Genomic DNA, 25,289 nt, shown 5'->3' with positions numbered 1-25,289 from the left:
TCCCGTGGGGCTTCGTTACCGCAGACTCGCAGACGATCGGGGGTTGGCGATGGCCGACGACGAGATCAGGACGGCGCGGCGCAACCTCGGCCGTCGGCTTGCGCAACTGCGCAAGGCCGCGGGTCACACTCAGCACAGCTTCGCGCGTCTTGTGCAGTACGGCCGCAGTTCGGTGGCAAGCACGGAGACCGGTCACCAGCATCCCGATCGCGCCTTCTGGACACGGTGCGACACGGTTCTACAGACCGGCGGTGTGCTTACCGTCGAATACGATCGCATCAACGACCGACACCGCCGGCAACGACGCCTGTCCGCGCTCCAAGCGATCGAGGGCAACGAGTCCAAGGCCGGTAACAGCGCTGACGGGTCGATTCTGTGGGAGGACAAGGACAGCATCGATGCCCGCCGGCTGGCACTGAAGACGTCGAACGACGACGATGCTCGCCTGGCATATCTTGAAAACGAGGTCCGTCAGGCGATCGCCGACAATGAGCGCCTCACCCCGGCGATGCTCATGGCCCGCATGCGGCCGCTACGCGGCTATGTTGACCAGCTCATGTCGGGCCGGCAACACCCACCGCTGCGCGCCCGCCTCTACGTCGCTGCCGCCCAACTGTCCGGGCTCCTCGGTGCCCTGGCCTTGGACCTCGGCGCGTTTGGGCTCGCGCACGCGTACGCTGCCGAAGCGTTCGACCTCGCCGAGGCGGCACAGCAGCCCGATGCCCAGGGCTGGGCTCGGGCCACCCAGAGCCTCATCGCCTTCTACAGTGGCGACTACTACGACGCACTGGCCTACGCGCAAGACGGCCTACGCCTCGCCGGCCCGAGTCCGCATCGCGTTCGGCTGAGCGTGAATGGGGAAGCGCGGGCCTATGCCCGACTCGGAGACCGGTACGGCGTGGACAAGGCCGTCGACCGAGCATTGACGATCCTGTCCGACTATCCCTCCAGCTCCCAGGTCACTGCGAGCCTCACCCTCGGCCCGTACTGCCATGCCAGGGCAGCCGCCAACACGGCCACCGCCTACCTCGCACTCGGCAACGGCGTCGACGTCACCGGGCATCTGAACACTGCCATCAACGCATTTGACGCCGCAGGGCTGCCTGGCCCGCAAGCGCTCAGTCGCCTTGACCTGGCTACCGCTCACCTGCATCGCGACAACCCCGAGCCCGAGCAGGCGTGCTCGCTGGTGCTGGAAGCCCTCGACCTCACTGCGGACCAGCGCTACGAGTCGGTGCACCAGCGTGCGCGCCAGTTCCTCGCGATGGCCCGGCCGTTCGCCCAGCAACCGCAACTCCGGCACGTAGCAGAACTGCTGTCCGCGCGCACTCAGACCCGTGCCCCGACACCGCCGGGCTTACCATCGCCGTTATGACCGGTCGGGAACTGGCCAGCCTGCACCAACGCTGGACCGCCTACGAGGAGCTGTCCAATCTCACCGAACACTGGTACTGGCGGCCCGGCTGGAGAGCCGACCGCCGGTTCTACACCTGGCATCTCACCTTCGAGCATCAGTCCGAACTACACGAACTAGTCAAACGCCAACAAGGTCATCTCGCGCTGCCCGGACTTGATTTGGTACCGATCGACGGCCTGCACCTAACCATGCAGGGCCTCGGCTTCACCGACGAGGTCAGCGACGACGATGTCGATGCCATCGTCGCTGAGGCCCGTCAACGTTGTGCCACGCTGCCACCGCTGGAGTTCTCCCTCGGTCCGGTCGACCCCGACCCCGAGGGCATCGGCCTCCTCGTCCAACCCTGGGAACAGGTCGAACAGCTCCGCGCCGCAATACGGGAGGCTATCGGCACGGTGTCACACAGCGTTCCCGAGCCCGCCGACGGATTCCGGCCGCACGTCACCATCGCCTACAGCAGCTCGTCAGCGCCGACCGCTCCGATACGGAATAGACTCGCCCACCTGCGCCATCTCCCTTCGGTGAACGTCACGATCAGCCGCGTGCCGCTGATCGCACTACGCCGCGAGGGCCACGCCTACCGCTGGACCACAGTGGCGACGGTGCCTCTGGCCGGGTGACGTCATTCCCAGAGCCTTCTCAAGATCATTGTACGTCCCGGGCATGGAAACATCCCACCTCGTCCCCGCCCAACCCCATCCCGCCCCACACGGACCGCCCCGAAACCGCGCTCGATCCACGATCGGGCCGCCTCCTTGTCCGACACCCCGTCGATCATGCAATTGTGGTGCCTCACAAACGCCCCGTGCCGGGCGATTCACCCACCACAACTGCATGATCGACGAGCTTGCGAAGGAGCAACCGAGCGGCGGGGCGCCGCAGGGGCACTGTCGTTGTCGGAGACCAGTGCGCGGGTTGAAGCAGAGCAAAGTTTCCCGCGCCCCTTCTCGGGGCTGCCGTGGGGCTGTGTGAATAGCGGGATTCAGGGGTCAGGTGCCGAACCGGCCCCATGCGCCGGCCGCATGTCCGGGCTTCGGTGACGCCCGCAGGCATGACTCAGCCCCTCGCGGCCCCCGGACAGAGATATGATCTTGGAACGACCGCGTGTCGTTCCCGTCACGGCCAACAACGCTTCCGTCGGGGCTTCTGGCAAGCGCGCGTCCGCTCGATAGCTGCCGCCATTCGCTCACAACAGCTGGCCGACATTTTCCTACACGGTTCCCGTCACGCGATTACCAGACTCGTGTTTGTCGCCGAAATGTCGAGAACGGCGGGCTCCGCTAGCCGACAGCGATTGAGTTCGTCTTGAGTCGCTTCGTCGGCGTGAGCGACGCCACCGATTTCTATTCGCATTTCCCGGGAAGTGCGCCAATCAAGAGGAGGTCGGCCCGTGTCTGTTGCCAGGAGGACGGCCAGCCCCGATCTATCCTGGTCCGCCACCATCGGTGTAGGGGACCCTGCCAGCGATCATTTTTGGGCGTTCATGGAGGATCGGTCGGTGCGGTTCCTGCCGCATCGGTTTGCGGCGGTGTTCTTCTGCTCGCTCGGGCAGCTGATCGCGGGCCGGGACGACCCGGCGGGGCGGCGGGCGGCGCTGGCCGCGTTGGGGCGGATGTACCGGCGGTTCGGGCTTCAGCCGTATCACGACACGGCCGTCAGCGCGGCGTTGGTGGACACGGTGCGCCGGTTCGCGGGTACCGCCTGGGAGCCGCAGTTGGCGGGGCAGTGGGAGCGGGGCTGTCGCCGGGCGTGGCGGGTGGTCGAGCGGGCCGCCGGGGCGATCGGGGATGGCCCGCAGGTCACCGTCGGCGAGGTGGAGACGTCGGTGGCGGCGGCACACGGGGTCGCGGTGCTGACCGTACGGCCGATGCAGCGGCTGCGGTTCCGGCCGGGGCAGGCGGTGCCGGTCTGCACGCCGCGCCGGCCGGGGGTGTGGCGGTGGTTGTCTCCGGCGAATGCTCCCCGGCCGGAGGGGACGCTGGAGTTCCACGTCCGGGCCGTGCCGTCGGGGGCGGTGTCGCCGCTGCTGGTCGGGGCGGTGACGCCGGGCGAGTTGCTGTGGCTCGGGCCGCCCGCCGACGTCGGCCTGTCGGTGGCGGCGGCGGGCGGCGCGGATCTGCTGCTGGCGGCCGGCGGTACGGGTCTCGCGCCGTTGCGGGCCATGGTGGAGGAGGTCGCCGCGTCATCCGAGAGTCGACGGGTGACGCTGGTCGTGGGGGCCCGGACGCTGTTCGACTGCTACGACGCGGTGGCGCTGGACAAGCTCCAGGATGTCCACCGGGGCTGGCTCACGGTGGTGCCGGTCTTCTCCGAGGATCGTGACGTGGAGCCGGCGGCCCAGGGTGACCTGCTCACGGTGGCCCGCTACCACCACCGGCCGGGGCAGGCGTTCTACGTCTGCGGGCCGCCCGCGTTGATCGAGACGGCGCGGGTGCGGCTGCCCGCCACCGGAGTCGCCCCCGCCGATCTGCACCTGGCCGCCACCTTCCAACGGTCGCTCGACTCGGCGCGCTGGGCCGCCCGGCAACGGCCGCCACACCAAGCCGGGCGAGGGTGACATGGGCCCGATCGACCCGGCGGCCCGGCGGGCGACCGGCCAGGACCTGCCGGCCCTGACCGCGCTGCTCACCGGTACCTGGCAGGCGGGGCGGATCGGGGCGTGGCTGGTACCCGACACCACCCACCGCCGCCGCCTGCTGCACACCTACGCTCGGCTCGTACTGGCGCACGCGATGGCCCACGGCCGGATCGACACCAGCGAGGACGGTACCGCCGTGGCGGTCTGGTATCCCCGGCTCCGCCCACCGCCGCCGTGCGCGACCCTCGTCTTCGGGCTCTACCGGTCGCTCGGCCCGCACGCGACCCGGTTCGCGCTGCTGCACCACTGGACCGATGCGCTGCACCCGCACACGCCGCACCACTATCTCGCGCACACCGCCGGAGACCAGGACGCCGTCGGGGTGCTGCTCGCCGCCCAGCACCGGGCCCTCGACCCGCACCGGCTGCCGTCGTACGCGGAGCTGGTCACCGACCGGCCCCGGGCCGGCCTGCTCGCCCGGCTCGGCTACGCGCCGCGGACGCCGGTCCGGCTGGCACCCGGCGGCCCGGTGCTGTGGCGGATGGTACGCACGCCGCCCGGCGGCCGGTCCCCCGACGAGCTGCCCGACGGCGGGATGCCGCGCCGGGTCCGGGCCCACCGCATCCCGGTGCGCCGGCCGGTGCTGCCGGCGGCGGCACGTCCACCCTGAACCGTACGGCGCGCTCCCCGTCCCGCATCCGCCGGCCGCGACCCGGGCCGGTGGGCCACCCCGACACACCCCGTTCCGCAAAGGAGTCACATGCCGACGCTGACCGCGCCCGCCGCCCCCGCCGACCCGCCCTGGCCGCGCCTCGGCGATGGTGGCAGGCCCTGCTACGCGCCGCGCACGCCAGCCCGGCCGCGCCAGCCGCGACCGAAGCCGCCTACACCTGGGGGTACGCCATCCGCCGCGAATGGCCCGACGGCCACCACGACCTGTTCGGGTTCACCCCCGACGCGGAGACCGCGCGGCGGCGGCTGCACCGCGACCGCGACTACTGGCGCGGCGGGCCGCTGCGGCCGGCGGCCGTGTACCTGGTGGCCACCAACGCCGTCGCCGTGGACCGGCACCCGCTGGACGGCTGCCGCGACTCGTCGTGCCCCAACTCCCCGGAGCGGGGTGGGCGGCGGTGAGTTCGACGCATGTGCAGGTGGCGCTGGCCCGCCGTACGCTCACTCCCTTCGGGTTGTGGGTTTTCGGGGCGGCGGCCTCGGCACCGATGGTGGTCCTCACCGGAGGCATTCCCGCGACCTACGCGAGCACCCAGGTGACCGCCCTGCCGCTCACCTTCCTGCTGGTGGCGGGCACCGTCGCGGTGCTGGCCGTCGGATACACCGCGATGGCCCGTCAGGTCGGGCATCCGGCGGCCTACTACGGGATCCTCGCGCACGGCCTGGGCCGTGGCTGGGGCGTCGCCGCCGGGATCGTCGCCCTGGTCGCCTACAACGCCATCCAGACCAGCCTGTACGGGTTGTTCGGCGCCACCCTCGCCGGCCAGCTGGGCGGCGCGTGGTGGGTGTGGGCGGGAGTCGCGCTGACGGTCGTCGGGGTGCTCGGCGTACGGGCGATCGTGCTCTCCACCCGGGTCCTGGTCGCCGTGCTGGCCGTCTCCTTCCTGATCGTCGCCGTCTTCGTCGCCGCTGCCGTGCGGCAGCCGGCCGGCGGCGGGCTGTCCTGGGTGGGGTTCGACGCCTCGGGGTTGGCGGTCGGCGGCATCGGCGGCGCGATCGCCCTCTGCGTGGCCGCCTTCATGGGCGTCGACGCCCCCGGGTCACTGGTCGAGGAGGCCGTCGACCGGCGCTCCGTCGGCCGGGCCACCGTCACCGGGGCGGTCGTACTCGGGCTGGTCTACGCCGTCGCCGCCTGGGCGATGGGGGTGGCCGTCGGCCCCGACGCCGTCACCGGGGCCGACGGCGGTCTGCCGCTGTCGGTGCTGGCCCGCGTCGGCGGCGGATGGGTACCGGTCGCGGAGGTGATGCTGGTCCTCGCGATCGTCACCGCCATGTTGGCGTTCCACTCGGTCATCGCGCGGTACCTGTTCGCGATGGCCCGGGAGGAGGTCCTGCCGGCCGGGCTCGCGCGGGCCGACAGCGCGACCCGGATCAGCGCGCCGCGCGGCGGGTCGCTGGCGCAGAGCGGCATCGCGGTGGTCGTGGTGGGCGCATTCGCGGCCGGCGGTGCCGATCCCGTCGCGACCATGTTCACCTGGCTCTCCACGCTGGGCGCGATGGGCCTGCTCTGCCTGCTGCTGGCCGCGTCGGTCGCCGCGATGACGGCCCCGGCCCGGATCCGGGGTGCCCGGCCCGGCGGATGGGAGTGGCGGTTCGCGCCCGCCCTGGGCGCCTTCGGCGGGTCGGTGGTGCTGGCCGCGATGGTCGGCAACGTCGGACCGCTGCTCGGTGCCGCGCCCGGGTCGCCGTACCCGCTGCTGCTGCCCGCGATCATCGTCGCCGCCGCCGTGACCGGCGGCGTCTGGGCCGGGCACCTGCGCGGCACCCGTCCGGAGGTCTACCACGGCATCGGCCGTGGCACACCGAAGACGCATGCCGTTCCCGACGCCGTCGACGTGTCGATCTGAGAGGCCACCGATGATGCTCACAGGTGTGTCGCCTGCCGCCCGCCGCTGGGCTGACCTGCGGATGCAGGTGGTGTTCCGGGCCCGCCGGCTGAACATGGGCCACATGATCGAGGCCGACCAGCGGTTCGGGCAGCGGGACGCGCTCGGCCCGCACGGGCTCATGCTCTTCTTCGTCGGTGACGCGCCGGCCGAGCCGCACGGCTACACCCTGCGCACCGCCTACCGGCTGTGGCTCGCGTCGCCGGACTCCGACGACCTGGTCCGGCTGCTGACCGAGCTGGCCGAGGTGGCGGCCGACAACATCATCCGGTCGGCCGGCAGCGGGCGCGTGTGGCATCCGCTCGGCCCCGAAGGGTCCATGGTCAACGGTGGCGACATGAGCCTGCCCGGCAATGCGATCTACGTCGGTCTCGGTGTCACCACCCTCGACAGCGACTGGGGCCGGTGGCACCAGGTCGCCCGCTCCCTGCGCGAGCTGCCGGTCAACGGCGTACGCCGGTCGGTCTTCGACCTGCCCGGCCAGTGCTACGCGCTGCTCACCGACGGCACCGCCCTGCACGTGCGCCGCGACCCGCACGCGCCGCTGGGCGTCGACGGGGTCCGCTGCACCAGGACGCTCGACGCCGACCGGATCAGCTACTACAACCCGCACGAACACCTCACCGAGCAGGGCGACGACGTCACCCGCGAGGTGTGGCGGCGGCTCCGGACCCTGCACGGCATCCTCGCCGCCCATCTGCGCCCGGGGCGGCAGCCGTGACCGACATCCTCACCGGGGCTGTTCCGCTCGCCGGGGCTGCCGATCTGGGTCGTGACCCGGTCGATGTCCCGGCGGTGCTGCGACGGCTGGCGGAGCGGGCCGATGCCGGGGCGCACACCAGCATCGGGTTTCCCGGTGCGGTGGACCTCGACCACAGCGCCGTGCTGGCCCACCTCGGCCGGCGACTGTGGAACAACATCGGCGACCCGGCGACCGACCCCGGCGGGGCGGCCCACACCAAGGCGCTGGAACGGGCCGTCGTCGCCTGGGTCGCCGAGACCCTCGCCATGCCCGCCGACGACCGGTGGGGCTACGTGACCAGCGGCGGCACCGAGGGCAACCTCGCCGCCCTGCACGCCGCCCACCGCCGGTGGCCGAACGCCCGCGTCTACTTTTCCTCGGCCGCCCACTACTCCATCCGCAAGATCCTCGGCATCATCGGCGCACGGGGAATCGTCGTCCACGCCCGCCCCGACGGCGAGATGGACTACACCCACCTTGCCGCCCAGATCCGGCGACGCCCCACCCGACCGGCGATCGTGGTCGCCACCGCCGGCACCACCATGACCGAAGCCGTGGACGACACCGCCCGCATCCGCGACATCCTCACCGCCCACTCCCCCGGCGGTCACCTGCACGTCGACGCTGCCCTCTCCGGCATCCCCCTCGCCCTCGACGGCCGCCTCCACCTCGACGCAGGCAGCGGCATCGACAGCATCGCCATCTCCGGCCACAAGTTCTTCGGCGTGCCGTCCCCATGCGGCGTCGTCCTCATCCGCGAGCATGCCCGCGAGATCGGCGATGGTCGCCGCACCCACGGCCGCCACATCGCCTACACCGCGACGCGCGACACCACCATCAGCGGATCTCGGTGCGGGCTGGCCGCCGCCATGCTCTGGCACGCCATCGCCACACACGGTCGGGAAGGCCACCGGTGGCGGGTGAGCGAGGCCCGACGCCTCGCCGCGTACACCGTCGAACGGCTCACCGCGATCGGCTGGCCCGCCTGGCGGCACCCGCACGCCTTCACGGTCGTGTTCGCCACCCCACCCGGGCAGGTCCGTGAAAAGTGGCTGCTGGCCACCGACGGCCCGGTCAGCCATCTCGTCTGCATGCCCGGTGTCACCCGGGGCCAGATCGACGCCTTCGTCACCGACCTGGCCGCCGCCACCGAGCCTGAACCTCCATCGGCACGTGTTAATAGGGGGCCCTTCCTCTACACGAGGCGTTAATAAGGTGCCCTTCCTTTCATCGGGGTGGTGCCCCGGGTGCCGCCCGGCGCGGCACCCGGGGCGTCCCGGGCCCCGTCGGCCCGTTATCCGCGCACCGCGACGGGGGTGGCCGTCGCGGTGGGCTGTTGGTGGGTGCGGATGAGGTCGGCGTAGCGGGCGCCGCTCGCCTTCATCGTCCGCCGCTGGGTCTGGTAGTCGACGTGCACCAGGCCGAAGCGCTTGTCGTAGCCGTACGCCCATTCGAAGTTGTCCAGCAACGACCAGGCGAAGTAGCCGGCCAGCGGAGCGCCCCGGCGGACCGCCGCGGCGCAGGCGGCCAGGTGCCGCTCCAGGTGGTCGGTGCGTTCGGCGTCGGCGATGACGCCGTCGGCGGCGACCACGTCCGGCCAGGCCGAGCCGCTCTCGGTGACCAGCAGCTTGGCCGGTTGGTACGCCTCGGAGACCTCGACCAGCAGCCGCTCCAGGCCGTCGGGGTGCACCTCCCAGTCCATCGCGGTGTGCGGCGCGTCGGGCACCGGGAGTTGCCGGGCGTACGGTGCCGGGCCGGCCGGGTCGTCGGTCACCACCTGCCGGAAGTAGTAGTTGACGCCGAGGAAGTCGGTCGGGGTGGCGATCACCGCGAGGTCGTCGTCGCGTACCGGTGGCTCGATGCCGTAGGTGTCGACCATGTCGGCCGGGTAGCCGCGGCCGTGCAGCGGGTCCAGCCACCAGCGGTTGACGTGCCCGTCCATCCGGCGGGCGGCGGCCAGGTCGGCGGGGCGGTCGCTGGCCGGGTCGATCGGGCTGAGGTTGAGCACCGGGCCGATCGACGCCGGCCGGGCGGCGTGCGCGCGGATCGCGGCGGTGGCCAGGCCGTGCCCGAGCAGCACGTGGTGACCGGCCCGCACCGCCCGGCCCAGGTCCCGCTCGCCGGGGGCCATCCGCCCTTCGAGGTGGCCGATCCAGGCGACGCAGAGCGGCTCGTTGACGGTGCACCAGTCGGTCACCCGGTCGCCGAGCCGGGCCGCCACCAGGGCGGCGTAGTCGGCGAACGCCTCGGCGGTCTCCCGGCGCGGCCAGCCGCCCCGGTCCTGCAACGCCTGCGGCAGGTCCCAGTGGTAGAGCGTGACGAACGGCCGGATGCCGGCGGTGAGCATGGCGTCCACCAGCCGGTCGTAGAAGTCCAGCCCGGCCGGGTTGACCCGGCCGACCCCGTCGGGCCGGACCCGGGGCCAGGCCACCGAGAAGCGGTACGCCCCGACGCCGAGGTCGCGCAGCAGCGCCACGTCCTGCGGCCACCGGTGGTAGTGGTCGCAGGCGACCTCGCCGGTGTCGCCGTTGTCGATGGCGCCCGGCCGGGTGCAGAAGGTGTCCCAGATGGACGGCTTGCGGCCGTCGGCGCGCACGGCGCCCTCGATCTGGTACGCCGAGGTGGCGACACCCCAGAGGAAGTCGGGCGGCAGCGTGGACAGGTCCGGCACGAGCGGTTTCTCCTCGGTTCTCACGGTGGACGGGCTCACTTGACCGCACCGGCGGTGAGGCCGGCGACGAAGTAGCGCTGCAACGCCAGGAAGCCGGCGACCACCGGCACGCTGACCACCAGAGAGGCCGCCATCACCTGGTTCCAGTAGACGTTGAACTGGGTGGAGTAGCCCTGGAGGCCGACCGCGAGGGTGCGGCTGCTCTCGTTGGTCAGCACCGAGGCGAAGAGCACCTCACCCCAGGCGGTCATGAAGGCGTACACGGTCACCGCGACCACGCCGGGCACCGCCGCCGGCAGCACCACCTGGAACAGGGTGCGCAGCGGCCCGGCGCCGTCGACCTGGGCGGCCTCGTCCAGGCCGCGCGGGATGGAGTCGAAGTAGCCGACCAGCATCCAGATCGAGAACGGCAGCGAGAAGGTGAGGTACGTGATGATCAGGCCGGTGCGGCTGGCGTAGAGCGCGATGCCGGTGGCGTTGCCGAGGTTGACGTAGATCAGGAAGAGCGGCAGCAGGAAGAGGATGCCGGGGAACATCTGGGTGGAGAGCACGGTCACCGAGAAGACCTGCCGGCCGCGGAACCGGTAGCGGCTGACCGCGTACGCGGCGAAGATCGCCACGCTGACCGAGAAGATCGCCGCCACGCTGGCCACCAGCAGGCTGTTGACCAGGTAGCGGCCGAGCGGGACGGTCGACCACATGTCCACGAACGCCTGCAACGTGGGACGCCGGGGCCACCAGGTGAAGGCGGCCTGCACGTCCTGCAACGGTTTGATCGCCGAGCTGACCATCACGTAGAGCGGGACGAGGACGAAGCCGGCGAGCAGGGTCAGCACGACCCGGCGTGACCAGCGTTCGGCGGCGGTCTCACGCATCGTTCCTCCGTCGGTTGGTCAGCAGCAGGTATCCGGCGGTGACCAGGAGCAGGAACAGCAGCAGCGCCACCGACATCGCCGAGCCGGTGCCGAAGTCCCAGGTCTGGAAGGAGCTGCGGTAGATGTGCAGCGAGATCAGGTCGGCCTCGGCGGGCGCGGAGCCACCGAAGAGGACGTACGGGGTGTTGAAGTCGTTGAACGTCCAGAGGAAGAGGACCAGCAGCAGGACCAGGTTGACCGGGCGCAGCATCGGCAGGGTGACCGAGCGCAGCCGCCGCCAGAACCCGGCGCCGTCCATGGCGGCGGCCTCGTACAGCTCGTCGGGGATGTTCTGGAGGCCGGCCATGATGCAGAGGAAGGCGAAGGGCCAGGTCCGCCAGATCGAGACGATCAGCAGGGCGACGAAGCTGTTGTCGCCGATCAGCCAGAACGGCCGGTCGTCGAAGAGGTCGAGCTGGTCGACCAGGACGTGGTTGACCAGGCCGGTGTCGCGCTGGAAGAGGAAGGTCCAGGTGATGACGGCGGTGTAGACCGGCAGCGCGTACGGGGTGAGGAAGAGCGCGCGCAGCACGGCCCGGCCCCGGAAGGGTCGTTGCAGCAGCACCGCGGCGGCGGTGCCGAGCAGCCAGGACAGCCCGACCGAGAGCACCGTGTAGATGACCGTGACCCGGAACGAGCGCAGCAGCTCGGCGCCGGCGGCGGAGTTGACGTCCAGCACCACCCGGTAGTTGTCGAACCCGACGAAGGGCGCGCCGGACCAGTCGCGGATGTGGAACTGGGTCAGTTCCAGCAGGCTCATCCAGGCCCCGACGAGCATCGGGATCACGTGGATGGCCAGTTCCAGCACGACCGCCGGGGCGAGCAGCAGGTACGGCAGCAGCGACCGGCGGGGCCGGCGGCCGGACGGGCGGGCCGGTTTCCCGGCGCCGGTGGCGCGGGCCGGGGTGGCGGCCGGCGTGGTGGTGGTTGCCATCGAGGTCCTTCCGCAGGCTGGCCGTGGGAGGGTCGGCGTAACCTCCCACGGCCAGCGGTCCGTGGTCAGCGCATCTGCTGCTGGGCCCGGGTCAACTTCTCCCGGACGCTGTCCTCGGTGACCGGCCTGCCACTGGCCGCGTCGGCGAAGAGTTCCTTGATGGCGGTGCCGACCAGGGTCTCGAAGGTGCTCTCCTCGGGCACCTGCGGCAGCGGTGCCGCGCTGGTGGCCAGGGTCTGGGCGAGGACCTTCTGCTCGTCGGCGGCGAAGGCGGGGTCGGCGGCGACGGTGCCGACCGCCGGCAGCGAGCCGTACGTCTTGTTCAGCGTCACCTGCTCGGCGTCGCTGGTCATGAACTTGACGAACTCCAGTGCCCCGTCGAGGTTCCTGGTGTGCTTGAAGACGGCGATGTTGATGCCGGCGACCATGCTGTTGACCTGCTTGCCGCCGGCCGGCGGGGTGGCCAGGAACGGCACCGGGGCGATCCCGTACGCGTCGGTGGCCATGTTCTGCGACTGGAGGTTGGCGCCGGCGGCCTGCCAGAGCAGCATCGCGGCCTTGCCGTTGGCGAAGTCGGAGACGGACTGGTTCTGCGCGTACTCGGCGTTGCTCGGGTTGACGATCTTGTCGACGGCCATCAGGTCGATGTAGCGCTTGACGGCGGCGACGTTCTGCGGGGTGTCGAAGCTGGGCTTGCCGGCGGTGTCGAACCAGTCGCCGCCGTACTGCTGGCCGAAGGTGAAGGCGTGGTGGGCGTTCTCCGACGGGTTGGCCCCCTCGACGGCGAGGCCCCACTTGCCGTCGCCGGTGAGCTTCTTGCCGACCTCGGCCAGTTCCTCCCAGGTGGCGGGCGGGGCGGTGATGCCGGCGTCGGCGAAGGACTTCTTGTTGTAGTAGAGGGCGTAGGCGAGGCTGTAGAGCGGCACGGCCGCCGGTGGCTTGTCCGGTGCGCCGGCCGCGGCGAGCGCGGCGGGGACGAAGCGGCCCTTGCCACCGACCTTGTCGAGGGTGGCGTCGTCGAACTCGACCAGCGCGCCGGTGGCCTGTAGCGAGGCCGACCAGGTGTTGCCGATGTTCACCACGTCCGGGCCCTGCCCGGTGGTGGCGGCGGCGAGCAGCCGGTTGAGCAGGTCGGACCAGGGCACGACCTCGACGTTGACCTTGATGCCGGTCTGCTGCTCGAACTTGTCCAGCTCGGGTTGGAGGATCTGCTTGTCGGCCTCCAGGCTGGCGCCCTGGTTGCTGGCCCAGTAGGTGAGGGTCTTGCCGGAATCGCCGGACTCCTCGCCGGAGCCGCAGGCGGTCAGCGAGGCGGCGGCCAGGACGGTCGCGGTGAGTATCGCGAGGTGTCGTCTCGACACGGTCTGCCCTTTCGATCCGGGGGTGGTGGTGGACGGAGTTAAATCACGGCTTAATTAATGTCGTCATTAAAATGGTTCGGCGGAGGGCCGTCAAGCACGGGGTCGTACAGTCGCCCCGGGCGGCCGACGGGATGGGGGTGACACGTGGAGCTGGTGCGGGCGACGAACCGCAGCGTCCGGTTGCGCAACCGGTCGGCCCTGCTGTCCAGAATCTTCCTCGACGGCCCGCTCACCCGGCAGGACCTGGTCCGCGCCACCGGGTTGAGCCAGCCGGCGGTGAGCAACGTGGTCGGCGACCTGATCGACGAGGGCCTGGTGATGGAGGCCGGGGCGGCCGAGTCCGACGGTGGCCGGCCGAGCATGATGCTGCGGGTCGCGCCCCGGCACGCCGTGGTGGTCGGGGTGGACGTGGGCGAGACCCGGGTCCGGGTCGAGCTGTTCGACCTGGCGATGACCTTGCTGGCCAGCGTCGAGTACCCGCTCGAAGACGGCGGCACCGAGCCGGCGACGGTGGCCGGGCACGTGCTGACCGGCCTCGACACCGTGCTGGCCGACGCCGGGGCGAGCCGGGCCGAGGTGCTGGGGGTGGGCATCGGCGTCTCCGGGGTGGTCGAGCAGGGCACCCGGGCGGTGGTGGACGCGCAGACTCTCGGCTGGGACCGGGTGCCGCTGGAACGGCTGATCGCCGAGGGCACCGACCTGCCGCTGCACATCGACAACGGGGCCAAGACGCTCGGCCAGGCGGAGATGTGGTTCGGCGCCGGCCGGGGCGCCCGGCACGCGGTCTTCGCCCTGGTCGGCTCGGGGGTCGGCGCGGCCGTGGTGACCAACGGGGTCACCTACCGCGGCGCGTCCAGCAGCGCCGGCGAGTGGGGCCACACCACTTTGGTGTACGGCGGGCGGCCCTGCCGCTGCGGGGCCCGGGGCTGCCTGGAGGCGTACGTCGGGGCCGAGGCGATCATCGACCGGTACCGCGAGGCCCGGCGCGGCCGGCGGGTGCCCGGCGAGGACGAGGAGTCCCAACTCGCCGCGCTGGTCTCGGCGGCCGGCCGCTCGGAGACCGCGCGCCGGGTGCTCGACGAGACGGCCGACTACCTGGGCGCCGGGGTGGGCAACCTGATCAACCTGTTCAATCCCGAGCGGGTGGTGCTGGGCGGCTGGGCCGCGATGGCGCTGGGCGACCTGCTCCCCGCGGTACGCGAGGCCGCCGGCCGCCAGTCCCTGCGCCTGCCGTACGCGCAGGTGTCGATCGAGCTGTGCCGCCTCGGGGTGGACGCGGTGGCGCTCGGCGCGGCCACCCTGCCGATCGCCCGCCTGCTCGCCACCGGCGGCACCCGCCGCTGACCGGGATACCCGACGAAGCAGACTTTCAGGATAAATAACGAAGTTATAGATCGATGTCTTGACGGGGCCGCAACGTCACGGCAACACTCTCGGGCAAGCGCTCCGGCAACCGCGATGCCATCCCGGCGGCACCGCAGGACCCCGAGGCCCCGTCCCGAACCCCGTCGTGTCCGACGTCAGCAGCCCTCGACCGAGACAGGCGACGTCATGACACCTCCCGCATCCCTCGTACCACCACCCACGCCACGCCGGGGGCCCACCACCCGGCGGCTGCTCGCCGGGCTCGCGGTGGCCCTGGTGGCCGCCCTGCTCCCGGCCGTCGGCGCGGCCCCCGCGCAGGCCGCGCCGGTCCTGCTCTCCCAGGGCCGCCCGGCCACCGCCTCCTCCACCGAGGGCGACGCCTTCCCCGCCTCGGCGGCCGTCGACGGGAACAGCGGCACCCGCTGGTCCAGCGCGTTCAGCGACCCGCAGTGGCTCCGTGTCGACCTCGGCACCCGGGCCACCATCAGCCAGGTCACCCTGGTCTGGGAGGCCGCCTACGGGCGCGCCTTCCAGCTCCAGGTCTCCGACGACGGCAACGCGTGGAACACGATCTACAGCACCACCACCGCCACCGGCGGCACCCAGACCCTCGCGGTCAGCGGCGCCGGTCGCCATGTGCGGATGTACGGCACCCAGCGCGGCACCGGCTACGGCTACTCGCTGTGGGAGTTCCAGGTCTACGGCGAGACCGGCGGCGGCACCGGCGACCCGGTCGAGCCGACCGACCCGCGCAACCCGAACTTCGGCCCGAACACGTACGTCTTCGACCCCTCCACCCCGACCGCCACCATCCAGAGCCGGCTGAACACCATCTTCAGCCAGCAGGAGACCAACCAGTTCGGCCCGCAGCGCTACGCCGTGCTCTTCAAGCCCGGCAACTACACCGCCGACGTCAACCTCGGCTTCTTCACCCAGGTCGCCGGCCTCGGCATGTCACCCGACGACGTCAACCTCAACGGGCACGTCCGGGTCGAGGCGTTCTGGTTCGGCGGCAACGCCACCCAGAACTTCTGGCGGGCCGCCGAGAACCTCTCGGTGACCCTGCCCGCCGGAGTGCAGGTGGAGCGCTGGGCGGTGTCGCAGGCCGCGCCGTACCGGCGGATGCACCTGCGCGGCGCGCAGAACCAGATCCAGCTCTGGAACGGCGGCGACGGCTGGTCCAGCGGCGGCCTGATGGCCGACACCCGCATCGACGGCCTGGTCGTCTCCGGGTCGCAGCAGCAGTGGTACTCGCGCAACAGCGAGTTCGGCAACGGCTGGACCGGCTCGGTGTGGAACATGGTGTTCCAGGGGGTGGCCGGCGCCCCGGCCCCGAGCTTCCCCAACCCGTCGCACACCGTCATCCCGACCACCCCCGTGGTCCGGGAGAAGCCGTTCCTCTACGTCGACGGCACCGGCGAGTACCGCGTCTTCGTGCCGGCGCTGCGCACCAACTCCTCCGGCACCAGCTGGTACAACAAGACCCCGGCCGGCTCGTCCATCTCGCTGGCCGACTTCTTCGTCGTCCGGCCGGGCGCCTCGGCGGCCACCATCAACAACGCCCTCGCCCAGGGCCGGCACCTGCTGTTCACCCCCGGCGTGCACCGCATCACCGAGCCGATCCAGGTCAACCGGGCCAACACGGTGATCCTCGGCCTCGGCCTGGCCACCATCCAGACCGACAACGGCACGGTCGGGATGCGGGTCGCCGATGTGGACGGCGTCAAGGTCGCCGGCCTCATGTTCGAGGCCGGCACCGTCAACTCCCCGGTGCTGATGGAGGTCGGTCCGGCCGGCTCCACCGCCAGCCACGCCGCCAACCCGACCTCGCTGCACGACGTCTTCTTCCGCATCGGCGGGGCCGGCGTCGGACGGGCCACCACCAGCCTGGTCGTCAACAGCCGCAACGTCATCGGCGACCACATGTGGCTGTGGCGCGCCGACCACGGCGACGGCGTCGGGTGGGCGCTCAACACCGCCGACACCGGGCTGATCGTCAACGGCGACGACGTGACCATGTACGGCCTCTTCGTCGAGCACTACCAGAAGTACCAGACCATCTGGAACGGCAACGGTGGCCGGACGTACTTCTACCAGAACGAGATGCCGTACGACCCGCCGAACCAGGCCGCCTGGATGAACGGCACGACCCGGGGGTACGCCGCGTACAAGGTGGCCAACTCGGTGACCAGTCACCAGGCGTGGGGGCTGGGCAGCTACTGCTACTTCAACGTCAACCCGTCCGTGGTCGCCGAGCGGGCGTACGAGGTGCCGAACAACCCGAACGTGCGCTTCACCAACATGGTGACGGTCTCCCTCGGCGGCGTCGGCACCATCAACCGGATCATCAACAGCACCGGCAACACGGTCAACGCCCCCAACCAGGTGGCCTACCTGACCAACTACCCGTAAGCCGGCCCGGGTGCACGGTCGGCGGGCGTCACATGTCCCGCCGACCGTGATTTCACAGCGAAATCTTTATTGCACAGAGAAATCAGAGCCTCCAGGAAACATCGGGTCCGGCTGAGCTTCCGGCGCGAACGCCGCGGCCTCTCCTCGTACTTTGGGCCGATCCCGGGTCGGGGAGACCTTCCTACGATGGATCCGTGCCCGGTCTGCTGCGTTCGGTGTGGGACGAGCCCCGCCCGCCCGGTGCCCCTCGGCGGGTGTGGCGGGACTGGCTGCTCGTCGCCGTGCTGGTGCCGGCGGCCCTGCTGGAAGGGCTGCTGCGGCCCGACCTTCCCTGGCGGGCCGGGGCGGTGATCGTGGCGGTCGGGCTGGTGCCCACCCTGCTGTGGCGGCGGACCCGGCCGTTGCTGATGGTCGCGATCACCTTCGGCGTCTGTGGCCTGCTGCCACTGTTGACCCACCCGGACGCCCTGGACCTGAACGTCCTGGCGTACGTGCCGCTGCTGGCGTACGCCCTGTTCCGCTGGGGTTCGGGGCGCGAGGCGGCCCTCGGGGCGGCGCTCATCGTCGGCAAGTTGGGGCTGGCCGCCGCGATCGGTCAGCTCGGCCCCGCCGACGTCTTCGCCGGGTCCACCGTCCTCGTCGCGGTGATGGCCCTGGGCGCCGCGCTGCGTTACCGGGCCGGGGCCCGGCAGCGCGAACTCGACCGGGTCACGCTGCTCGAACGGGAACGCCTGGCCCGCGAGCTGCACGACACGGTCGCCCACCACGTCTCGGCGATGGCGGTCCGCGCCCAGGCCGGGCTCGCCCTGGCGGCGACGCGGCCGGAGGCGGCGACCGACGCGCTCCGGGTGATCGAGGCGGAGGCGTCCCGCGCCCTCGCCGAGATGCGCAGCATCGTCCGGGTGCTGCGCGAGGAGAAGCTGCGCGAGGACGATCCACCGGCGCTGGCGCCCACACCACAGGTGGCGGACCTGGACCGGCTCGCCGACGAGTCCCGGGGCGAGCCGGCGGTGGACGTGGAGGTCGTCGGCGACGCCGCCGCGCTCGCCCCGTCGCTGGGTAGCGCGATCTACCGGCTGGCTCAGGAGTCGGTCACCAACGCCCGCCGGCACGCCCGGCACGCGACCCGCATCCAGGTCCGCGTGGTGGTGGACGAGAGCACGGTACGGCTACGGGTGACCGACGACGGCGAGACCGCCACCGGTCGGCCGGGCCACTCCCCCGGGTACGGGCTGGTCGGCATGACCGAGCGCGCCGGCCTGCTCGGCGGCACCTGCGAGGCCGGTCCCGGCCCGCAGCAGGGCTGGATAGTCACCGCCGTGCTACCCCGGACCGGGGCGGCAGCGTGACCGTGCCGGGACGCGGCGGCCCAGCCAGCGACCGGACCGGCGACCGCCCTGGCGACCCCACCGGTCGGCGGCCGGTCCGGGTGGTCGTCGCCGACGACCAGGAGATCGTGCGGACCGGGCTGGCGATGATCCTCGACGCCCAACCCGGCATCGAGGTGGTCGGCCAGGCCGCCGACGGGCAGCGTGCGGTCGAACTGGCCCGGCGGCTGCGCCCCGACGTGTGCCTCTTCGACATCAGGATGCCGGGTGTCGACGGCATCGAGGCCACCCGACGGCTCGCCGGGCCGACCGTCGCCGACCCGCTCGCCGTCGTCGTCATCACCACCTTCGACCTCGACGAGTACGTCTACGCCGCGCTGCGCGCCGGTGCCCGGGGTTTCCTGCTCAAGGACGCCGGCTCCGTACTTCTGGCCCAGGCGGTGCACGCCGCGGCCGACGGTGACGCGCTGATCGCCCCGAGCGTCACCACCCGGCTGTTGCGGGCCTTCGCCGACACCGGGCCCAGCGCGCCGCCACGGCAGCCCGTCGAGCCGCTCACCGACCGGGAGGAGCAGGTGCTCGCGGCGGTGGCCCGGGGACGGACCAACAACGAGATCGCGCACGAGTTCCACATCAGCCTGAGCACCGTGAAGACCCACGTCGCCAGCCTGATGACCAAGCTCGCCGCCCGGAACCGGGTCGAGGTCGCCATCTGGGCGTACGAGACGCACCGGGTCCGGGGCGGCGGGCGCGGATGATGGATTATCCGGCATCAAGCCGTAACATCAGCAGGCTTATATATTGAGAACCGCCCGTATAGCCTCCATCAACGTCAATGATCATCCACATCGGATGGTCTCTGTTGAGGAGGCTCCGTGTCACAAGCACGCCTACCCCGCCTGCGGCGCGTCGTGGTCGCCGCCGGCGTCACCACGGCCGCCGTCGTCGCCACCCTGCTCACCTTGCCGCAACCGGCGATGGCGGCCGGCGGCCCGTTCCGGGCCACCGCCGTACCGATCACCACCCCGCAGGCGGCGACCGACGTCGCGGTCATCCCCGGGGCGTACGTCGTCACCATGAAGTCCGGGACCGACGCGACGGCGCCGGCACGGGCGCTGCGGGCCGCCCCCACCGCCTACTTCCAGCGTGCGGTGAACGGCTTCGCGGCCCGGCTCACCGCGGCACAGGTCGCCGAGCTGGCGCACAACGCCAACGTGCTGAGCATCGAGCGTGACGTGATCCAGTACGACGTGGTCGACGCGACCCAGACCAACCCGCCGGCCTGGGGCCTCGACCGGATCGACCAGACCAACCTGCCGCTGTCGAGCAGCTACACCTACAACTCGACCGGCACCGGGGTGCACGCCTACGTCATCGACAGCGGCGTCCAAGCCAACCACCCCGACTTCGGCGGGCGCGCCCAGTTCGCGTACAACGCGATCGACACCAACAACACCGACTGCAACGGACACGGCACGCACGTCGCCGGCACCATCGGCGGCACCAGCCACGGGGTGGCCAAGAACGTCCGGCTGTACGGCGTGAAGTGGCTGAACTGCTCCGGTGGCGGCACGCTCTCCGCCGCCGTCGGCGCAGTCGACTGGGTGACCCGGAACGCGAACAAGCCGGCCGTGGCGAACGCCTCCTGGAACTACACCTACAGCGCCACCCTGGCGACCGCGCTGACGAACATGATGAACAGCGGTGTCTTCCTCGCCGCCTCCGCCGGCAACACCGGCGGCAACTCCTGCGACCGGCTGCCGCGCAACCTCTCCGCCGCGCTGGTGGTCGCCGCCACCACCAACACCGACGCCCGGGCCAGCTACTCGTCCATCGGATCGTGCGTCGACATCTACGCCCCCGGGTCGGCCATCGTCTCGACCTACCCCACCTCGACCACCACCAGCCTGAGCGGCACCTCGATGGCGACGCCGCACGCCGCCGGCACCGCAGCCCTCTACAAGGCGACGTACGGCGACGCGAGCCAGGCCACGGTACACAACTGGATCGTGTCGAACGGCGTCAGCGGCGTCGTCGGCGGCACCCTCTCCGGCACCCCCAACCTGCTCCTCAACAAGCGCAACCTGTAGGTCGACGCGCCGCCCCGGGTCCGGTGGAAGTTTCCGCCGGCCACGGGGCGGCGCCGGCAGGTCAGCCGGTCGTACGCCGACGCCGCGCGACGACGTAGCGCCGCATCTTCTGGTCGGTGCCGCAGTCGTCCATGCTGCACCAGCGGCGACTGCGGTTCTTGCTCTCGTCGTTGAAGACGAAGCGACAGCCGCCGCAGCCCTTGATCCGGTCCAGTGTGCCCGTGGTGAGAAGCAGGACCGCAGCGTGCACCACCGGCCACAGCGGCCGGGCAAGGCCGGTGTCGTTCCGCCAGGTCCACGTGAAGGGGCTTCCGGGCGTCAGCCGTGCGTGGCCGAGCGCTTCCGCTTCGTCGTCGCGCAGCCGGGCCAGTGCGGACGTGCTCGGGCTCCGGCCGGCCGTCAACGGCCGGAACACCTCGTCGAGGCAGTCCCGGATGCGCAACGATCGGGCGAGGACGGAGTGCGCGGCGCCCGGATCATCGCGGGACATCCGCCGCAGCGCCGCCGCCTCCGGCTCGGCGAGGGCCCCCGCGTACACCCCCCAGGCGACGAGCTCGGGGTAGCCGGTGAGCACGTCGTCGTCCGGCGGACCGACCGGCGGACCGGAGCGGGTGTTGACGAAGTCCAGCGCGAGGCTGCCGCCCACCAGGCGCATCCGCGTCACGCTCGCGACTGTTTCCATCGAAACCAACTTTACCAGTTGACCCGCCGCCGGGACGCCCATAGCATGTTTCCACCGTAACGCCTTTAGATGGAAACGAGGTGGCCCGATGGACAATCTCCTGGGCCTGGGCATCGCGCTGACGGCGATGACCCCCGACGACGGACGGCGGCACGAGGGATCCCCCGCATTCAGCGCACTGCCCGATGCCCCCACCATCGGCGACGATCCGTCCTACGGCGGACGCCTGCTCCGTCTGCTCCGTCTGCTCCGTCTGCTCCGTCTGCTCCGTCTGCTTCGGCGAAATCCGCGACATGCCGGCGGTGGCCTGGCTACTCCGGACCGAACACCAGATCCAGGTGGTGGCGCAGCACGGTGACCGCCGGTCCGCGGCCGGTAGCTGCGCCGCCAGTAGCCGTTCGAGACATCTACACGAACGTCCGGGTCGGCCCGTGCGGGCCGACCCGGACGTCGTCGTGGATCAGGCGAGGTCGAACCGGTCCAGGTCCATCACCTTGACCCACGCCGCGACGAAGTCGTGCACGAACTTCGCCCGGGCGTCGTCGCTCGCGTACACCTCGGCGAGCGCGCGCAGCTCGGAGTTCGAGCCGAAGACCAGGTCGGCGCGGCTGCCGGTCCACTTGACCTCGCCGGTGGCGAGGTCACGGCCCTCGAAGGTGTTCGCGTCCTCGGACGTCGCCTTCCACTCCGTACCCAGGTCGAGCAGGTTGACGAAGAAGTCGTTGGTCAGCGACCCGGGGGTGGTGGTGAGGACCCCCAGCGACGACTGGTCGTAATTCGCGCCCAGCACCCGCAGGCCGCCGACGAGGACGGTCAGCTCGGGCGCGCTCAGGGTGAGCAGGTTCGCCCGGTCGACCAGGAGGAACTCGGCCGGCAGCCGGTGGCCCTTGCCCAGGTAGTTGCGGAAGCCGTCGGCGGTCGGCTCCAGCGGGGCGAAGGACTCGACGTCGGTCTGCTCCTGCGTCGCGTCCGCACGACCCGGCGTGAAGGGCACCTCGACGGCGTGGCCGGCGTTGCGGGCGGCCAGCTCGACCGCCGCAGCCCCGCCGAGCACGATCAGGTCGGCGAGCGAGACCTGCTTCCCGCCGGTCTGGGCGGAGTTGAACGACTCCTGGATGCTCTCCAGGGTGCCCAGCACGGTCGCCAGCTCGTCCGGGTTGTTGACCTCCCAGCCGCGCTGCGGGTCGAGACGGATCCGGGCCCCGTTGGCGCCACCGCGCTTATCGCTGCCCCGGAACGTCGACGCCGACGCCCAGGCGGTGGAGACCAGTTGGGACACCGACAGCCCGGTGGCGAGGATCTGCTCCTTGAGGGCGGCGATCTCCTCGGCACCGATCAGCTCGTGCGTCACCGCGGGGATCGGGTCCTGCCAGATCAGCGTCTCGGCCGGCACCTCCGGGCCGAGGTAACGCGCGACCGGGCCCATGTCACGGTGGGTCAGCTTGAACCACGCGCGGGCGAAGGCGTCCGCGAACTCGTCCGGGTTCGCCAGGAAGCGCCGCGAGATCTGCTCGTAGACCGGGTCGAACCGCAGCGCCAGGTCGGAGGTGAGCATCCGCGGCTCGCGGCGCTTCGACGGGTCGTGCGCCTCGGGCACCATGTCGGCGCCCGCGCCGCTCTTGGGCCGCCACTGGTGCGCGCCCGCCGGCGACTGCATCAGCTCCCAGTCGTACGCGAAGAGGATGTGGAAGAACTCGTTGTCCCACCGGGTCGGGTGGTAGGTCCAGGTGACCTCAAGCCCGCTGGTGATGGTGTCGGCGCCCTTGCCGGTGCCGAAGCTGTTCTTCCAGCCGAGGCCCTGCTCCTCGATCGGGGCGGCCTCGGGCTCGGGACCGACGTTGTCCGCCGGGCCCGCACCGTGGGTCTTGCCGAAGGTGTGGCCACCGGCGATGAGCGCGACGGTCTCCTCGTCGTTCATCGCCATCCGACCGAACGTCTCGCGGATGTCGCGGGCCGAGGCGAGCGGGTCCGGGTTGCCGTTCGGGCCCTCCGGGTTGACGTAGATGAGGCCCATCTGCACGGCGGCGAGCGGGTTCTCCAGATCACGGTCACCGGTGTAACGCTCGTCACCGAGCCACGTGGTCTCCGGGCCCCAGTAGACGTCCTCGTCGGGCTCCCAGACGTCCGGACGGCCGCCGGCGAACCCGAAGGTCTTGAAGCCCATCGACTCCAGGGCGACGTTGCCGGCCAGGATCATGAGGTCGGCCCAGGAGATGCTCTGGCCGTACTTCTTCTTGACCGGCCAGAGCAGGCGGCGGGCCTTGTCCAGGTTGCCGTTGTCCGGCCAGCTGTTCAGCGGCGCGAAGCGCTGCTGACCGCCACCGGCGCCACCCCGGCCGTCGCTGATCCGGTAGGTGCCCGCGCTGTGCCACGCCATCCGGATCATGAACGGGCCGTAGTGCCCGAAGTCGGCCGGCCACCAGTCCTGCGAGGTGGTCATGACCTCCGCGATGTCCTGCTTCACGGCGGCCAGGTCGAGGGCCTTGAACGCCTCGGCGTAGTCGAACTCACCACCGAGCGGGTTGGCCACGACCGGGTTCTTGGCAAGGATCTTCAGGTTGAGCTGATTCGGCCACCAGCCGCGGTTCCCGCCCCCCTGGGTCGGGTGCGGGGCGCGTCCGTGTGCGACCGGGCAGCGCGACTCGCTTCCCGCGTTCGCGTCATGAACGACGGCGTCGTGGTTCTCGGACATCAGGTTCCTTCCGTGACTGGCGGACCAGGTATCAGGCATTGCCTGCGGTGGAGCAGCCGGGGCACAGGCCCCAGTAGGTGACCTCGGCCTCGTCGATGGAGAAGCCGTGGCCGTCGGACGCGGTCAGGCAGGGCGCCTCGCCGACGGCGCAGTCGACATCGGCGATCAGGCCGCACGACCGGCACACCACATGGTGGTGGTTGTCACCGACCCGCGACTCGTAGCGCGCCACCGAGCCGGGTGGCTCGATGCGCCGCACCAGACCCGCGCCGGTCAGCGCCCGCAGTACGTCGTAGACGGCCTGGCGGGACACCTCGGGCAGACCTCCTCGCACGGCACGGATGATCAGATCCGTGTCGGCGTGCGGATGCGCGTGGACCGCGCTCAGCACCGCCACCCGGGGGCGGGTGACGCGCAGAGCCGCTCCACGCAGCATCTGGGGGAAGTCCGGGGCCGTGACCACGCCCCGCAGTCTGGCCCCTTTTCTGGAATGAGTCAAGAAGAGGCGGCCTTCCCGGCCACCCGATCTCAGGTGATGCACCACCACCCGGGCCTGCTCGCCAAGATTGTCACCACGCTCGACGCCCGGCCACACCGGCGCAGTGCCGGTACGGCCGGGCGACGGCTCCTCGGCCGGTCATCCACCCGGACAGGTGTTCGTCCCACCGCTGTAGGCGACGCAACTGGGTGGCCGTGGTGACGGCTCCACGGTCTGACCGGACAGCGGGGCGCGGGCCATGGACTGGATGCCGGCGAGCGCGAGCCCGACAAGCAGGGCGAATCCGATCGCGTACCCGAACCGGACGGCCCACCGGCGCCGGCCGGCCGCGAGGGCAACCGCCAGGCCGAGCACGGGAGCGCCAAAGGTCACGGCCAGGCCGGCGACGAAGTAGCGGGTCGTCCGGGCGTGCACCGCGGCCAGGTCGGCATCCGGGAAGGTCGTGGTCCGGTTGGCCAGGCCGAGCAGGATCAGCAGCGGGCCGCCGTACATCCAGCCGAAGAACACGACGCCGAGCGCTGCCTCCGGCCACCGCCGAGGTTGGTCGGGTCCGGCCGCCTCGCCGGTCACCGCAGCACCAGCGCCACCGCCACGGCGGCGAGCCCGACCAGACCGGTGAACGCGGCGACATTGCCGGCCACCAGGCCGGATCGGACCCGCGCCGCGACCATGACCGCGAGCATCACCAACGAGACCAGGAAGCTGACCGCGAGTGCCGGCAGGCCGTAGAAGATCGCGAGGAGCAACGCTCCGTCGCGGGCACTCGGGGTACAGCCGAAGCCGATCCCGTCGCACGACCCGTCGGTCTTCTCCGCGGGCAGCGCGCTGACCCACAACGCGGCGGCGACCAGGATGGTGGCGTACCACCCGGCCAGGACAGCGGCCCCGACGCCGGCCGTCCGGACGCCCGCCGCAGGTGAGTCCGACGACGCGTGGACAGGCATGGGGGCACGGTACCGACGGACGACCGATGGTGGCCTGAGCCC

22 protein-coding genes are annotated in these 25,289 nt (G+C 71.5%); 13 read left to right on the top strand and 9 right to left on the bottom strand.

Annotated features, from left to right (window positions below; translation table 11 throughout):
• Positions 1-49 precede the first annotated feature (49 nt).
• The 8 genes from ACQPYA_RS13870 (at position 50) to ACQPYA_RS13835 (ending at position 8,566) form a co-directional block, all read left to right on the top strand.
• Positions 50-1,375 (top strand): helix-turn-helix domain-containing protein, encoded by a 1,326-nt coding sequence (locus ACQPYA_RS13870; RefSeq protein WP_433532990.1) that lies wholly within the window; start codon positions 50-52, stop codon positions 1,373-1,375.
• A complete protein-coding gene (locus ACQPYA_RS13865; protein ID WP_433532989.1) occupies positions 1,372-2,037 on the top strand; it encodes a 2'-5' RNA ligase family protein in 666 nt (221 codons plus the stop codon). The genes ACQPYA_RS13870 and ACQPYA_RS13865 overlap by 4 nt, the downstream gene beginning before the upstream one ends.
• 878 nt (positions 2,038-2,915) lie before the next feature.
• On the top strand, positions 2,916-3,974 hold the full coding sequence (locus ACQPYA_RS13860) for an FAD-binding oxidoreductase (RefSeq protein ID WP_433532988.1): 1,059 nt from the start codon (positions 2,916-2,918) through the stop codon (positions 3,972-3,974).
• Position 3,975: 1 nt separating this feature from the next.
• Complete coding sequence (locus ACQPYA_RS13855) at positions 3,976-4,665, top strand: N-acetyltransferase (RefSeq protein ID WP_433532987.1); 690 nt, start codon at positions 3,976-3,978, stop codon at positions 4,663-4,665.
• 50 nt (positions 4,666-4,715) lie between these two features.
• On the top strand, positions 4,716-5,129 hold the full coding sequence (locus ACQPYA_RS13850; RefSeq protein ID WP_433532986.1) for a hypothetical protein: 414 nt from the start codon (positions 4,716-4,718) through the stop codon (positions 5,127-5,129).
• An 11-nt stretch (positions 5,130-5,140) separates the two neighbouring features.
• Positions 5,141-6,574 carry an APC family permease gene (locus tag ACQPYA_RS13845; protein WP_433533500.1) on the top strand — a complete coding sequence of 478 codons (1,434 nt, stop codon included), beginning with the start codon at positions 5,141-5,143 and terminating at the stop codon, positions 6,572-6,574.
• A 10-nt stretch (positions 6,575-6,584) separates the two neighbouring features.
• The gene (locus ACQPYA_RS13840; protein WP_433532985.1) at positions 6,585-7,334 is read left to right on the top strand and encodes a hypothetical protein; all 750 of its coding nucleotides are present in this window, start codon (positions 6,585-6,587) and stop codon (positions 7,332-7,334) included.
• Positions 7,331-8,566 (top strand): histidine decarboxylase, encoded by a 1,236-nt coding sequence (locus tag ACQPYA_RS13835; RefSeq protein WP_433532984.1) that lies wholly within the window; start codon positions 7,331-7,333, stop codon positions 8,564-8,566. Before ACQPYA_RS13840 ends, ACQPYA_RS13835 begins: the two co-directional genes overlap by 4 nt.
• 83 nt (positions 8,567-8,649) lie before the next feature.
• On the opposite strand, the gene ACQPYA_RS13830 is transcribed toward ACQPYA_RS13835, so the two are convergent.
• The 4 genes from ACQPYA_RS13830 to ACQPYA_RS13815 all read right to left on the bottom strand — a co-directional run bounded on the left by ACQPYA_RS13830 (position 8,650) and on the right by ACQPYA_RS13815 (position 13,235).
• Positions 8,650-10,026 carry a GH1 family beta-glucosidase gene (locus tag ACQPYA_RS13830; protein WP_433532983.1) on the bottom strand — a complete coding sequence of 459 codons (1,377 nt, stop codon included), beginning with the start codon at positions 10,024-10,026 and terminating at the stop codon, positions 8,650-8,652.
• A 35-nt stretch (positions 10,027-10,061) separates the two neighbouring features.
• Positions 10,062-10,901 carry a carbohydrate ABC transporter permease gene (locus ACQPYA_RS13825; protein WP_433532982.1) on the bottom strand — a complete coding sequence of 280 codons (840 nt, stop codon included), beginning with the start codon at positions 10,899-10,901 and terminating at the stop codon, positions 10,062-10,064.
• Positions 10,894-11,874, bottom strand: coding sequence for a carbohydrate ABC transporter permease (locus ACQPYA_RS13820; protein ID WP_433532981.1), 981 nt, complete (start codon positions 11,872-11,874; stop codon positions 10,894-10,896). The genes ACQPYA_RS13825 and ACQPYA_RS13820 overlap by 8 nt, the downstream gene beginning before the upstream one ends.
• A gap of 65 nt (positions 11,875-11,939) precedes the next feature.
• Positions 11,940-13,235, bottom strand: a complete 1,296-nt coding sequence (locus ACQPYA_RS13815) for an ABC transporter substrate-binding protein (RefSeq protein WP_433532980.1) — start codon at positions 13,233-13,235, stop codon at positions 11,940-11,942.
• Positions 13,236-13,379: 144 nt separating this feature from the next.
• On the opposite strand from ACQPYA_RS13815, the gene ACQPYA_RS13810 reads away from it, so the two are divergent.
• The 5 genes from ACQPYA_RS13810 (at position 13,380) to ACQPYA_RS13790 (ending at position 20,430) form a co-directional block, all read left to right on the top strand.
• The gene (locus ACQPYA_RS13810; protein ID WP_433532979.1) at positions 13,380-14,579 is read left to right on the top strand and encodes an ROK family transcriptional regulator; all 1,200 of its coding nucleotides are present in this window, start codon (positions 13,380-13,382) and stop codon (positions 14,577-14,579) included.
• Between the two features lie 207 nt (positions 14,580-14,786).
• The gene (locus ACQPYA_RS13805; RefSeq protein WP_433532978.1) at positions 14,787-17,012 is read left to right on the top strand and encodes a discoidin domain-containing protein; all 2,226 of its coding nucleotides are present in this window, start codon (positions 14,787-14,789) and stop codon (positions 17,010-17,012) included.
• Between the two features lie 194 nt (positions 17,013-17,206).
• Entirely contained in the window at positions 17,207-18,361 is a 1,155-nt protein-coding gene (locus ACQPYA_RS13800; protein WP_433532977.1) for a sensor histidine kinase, read from the top strand.
• Positions 18,362-18,486: 125 nt separating this feature from the next.
• The gene (locus ACQPYA_RS13795) at positions 18,487-19,098 is read left to right on the top strand and encodes a LuxR C-terminal-related transcriptional regulator (protein WP_433533499.1); all 612 of its coding nucleotides are present in this window, start codon (positions 18,487-18,489) and stop codon (positions 19,096-19,098) included.
• Positions 19,099-19,215: 117 nt separating this feature from the next.
• On the top strand, positions 19,216-20,430 hold the full coding sequence (locus ACQPYA_RS13790) for a S8 family peptidase (RefSeq protein ID WP_433532976.1): 1,215 nt from the start codon (positions 19,216-19,218) through the stop codon (positions 20,428-20,430).
• 61 nt (positions 20,431-20,491) lie between these two features.
• Here ACQPYA_RS13790 and ACQPYA_RS13785 read toward each other — a convergent pair whose 3' ends face one another.
• The 5 genes from ACQPYA_RS13785 to ACQPYA_RS13765 all read right to left on the bottom strand — a co-directional run bounded on the left by ACQPYA_RS13785 (position 20,492) and on the right by ACQPYA_RS13765 (position 25,247).
• Positions 20,492-21,112, bottom strand: coding sequence for a CGNR zinc finger domain-containing protein (locus tag ACQPYA_RS13785; protein ID WP_433532975.1), 621 nt, complete (start codon positions 21,110-21,112; stop codon positions 20,492-20,494).
• A 460-nt stretch (positions 21,113-21,572) separates the two neighbouring features.
• Positions 21,573-23,804, bottom strand: coding sequence for a catalase/peroxidase HPI (katG, locus tag ACQPYA_RS13780; protein WP_433532974.1), 2,232 nt, complete (start codon positions 23,802-23,804; stop codon positions 21,573-21,575).
• 31 nt (positions 23,805-23,835) lie between these two features.
• Positions 23,836-24,240, bottom strand: a complete 405-nt coding sequence (locus ACQPYA_RS13775; protein WP_433533498.1) for a Fur family transcriptional regulator — start codon at positions 24,238-24,240, stop codon at positions 23,836-23,838.
• A gap of 201 nt (positions 24,241-24,441) precedes the next feature.
• Positions 24,442-24,873: a hypothetical protein gene (locus tag ACQPYA_RS13770; RefSeq protein WP_433532973.1), complete on the bottom strand. Its 432-nt coding sequence runs from the start codon at positions 24,871-24,873 to the stop codon at positions 24,442-24,444.
• Positions 24,870-25,247: a hypothetical protein gene (locus ACQPYA_RS13765; protein WP_433532972.1), complete on the bottom strand. Its 378-nt coding sequence runs from the start codon at positions 25,245-25,247 to the stop codon at positions 24,870-24,872. The genes ACQPYA_RS13770 and ACQPYA_RS13765 overlap by 4 nt, the downstream gene beginning before the upstream one ends.
• Positions 25,248-25,289: the final 42 nt, after the last annotated feature.

The sequence above is a fragment of the Micromonospora sp. CA-263727 genome (assembly GCF_050942455.1).
Classification (GTDB): Bacteria; Actinomycetota; Actinomycetes; order Mycobacteriales; family Micromonosporaceae; genus Micromonospora.
This window is presented reverse-complemented; position numbering and strand designations above follow the sequence as displayed.

Bases quoted from the DNA above. Each gene is read 5' to 3' on its own strand.
- ACQPYA_RS13825 (WP_433532982.1), bottom strand. From the start codon at position 10,901: ATGCGTGAGACCGCCGCCGAACGCTGGTCACGCCGGGTCGTGCTGACC.
- ACQPYA_RS13785 (WP_433532975.1), bottom strand. From the start codon at position 21,112: ATGGAAACAGTCGCGAGCGTGACGCGGATGCGCCTGGTGGGCGGCAGC.
- ACQPYA_RS13820 (WP_433532981.1), bottom strand. From the start codon at position 11,874: ATGGCAACCACCACCACGCCGGCCGCCACCCCGGCCCGCGCCACCGGC.
- ACQPYA_RS13870 (WP_433532990.1), top strand. From the start codon at position 50: ATGGCCGACGACGAGATCAGGACGGCGCGGCGCAACCTCGGCCGTCGG.
- ACQPYA_RS13765 (WP_433532972.1), bottom strand. From the start codon at position 25,247: ATGCCTGTCCACGCGTCGTCGGACTCACCTGCGGCGGGCGTCCGGACG.
- ACQPYA_RS13865 (WP_433532989.1), top strand. From the start codon at position 1,372: ATGACCGGTCGGGAACTGGCCAGCCTGCACCAACGCTGGACCGCCTAC.
- ACQPYA_RS13840 (WP_433532985.1), top strand. From the start codon at position 6,585: ATGATGCTCACAGGTGTGTCGCCTGCCGCCCGCCGCTGGGCTGACCTG.
- katG (WP_433532974.1), bottom strand. From the start codon at position 23,804: ATGTCCGAGAACCACGACGCCGTCGTTCATGACGCGAACGCGGGAAGC.
- ACQPYA_RS13855 (WP_433532987.1), top strand. From the start codon at position 3,976: ATGGGCCCGATCGACCCGGCGGCCCGGCGGGCGACCGGCCAGGACCTG.
- ACQPYA_RS13795 (WP_433533499.1), top strand. From the start codon at position 18,487: ATGATCCTCGACGCCCAACCCGGCATCGAGGTGGTCGGCCAGGCCGCC.
- ACQPYA_RS13775 (WP_433533498.1), bottom strand. From the start codon at position 24,240: ATGCTGCGTGGAGCGGCTCTGCGCGTCACCCGCCCCCGGGTGGCGGTG.
- ACQPYA_RS13805 (WP_433532978.1), top strand. From the start codon at position 14,787: ATGACACCTCCCGCATCCCTCGTACCACCACCCACGCCACGCCGGGGG.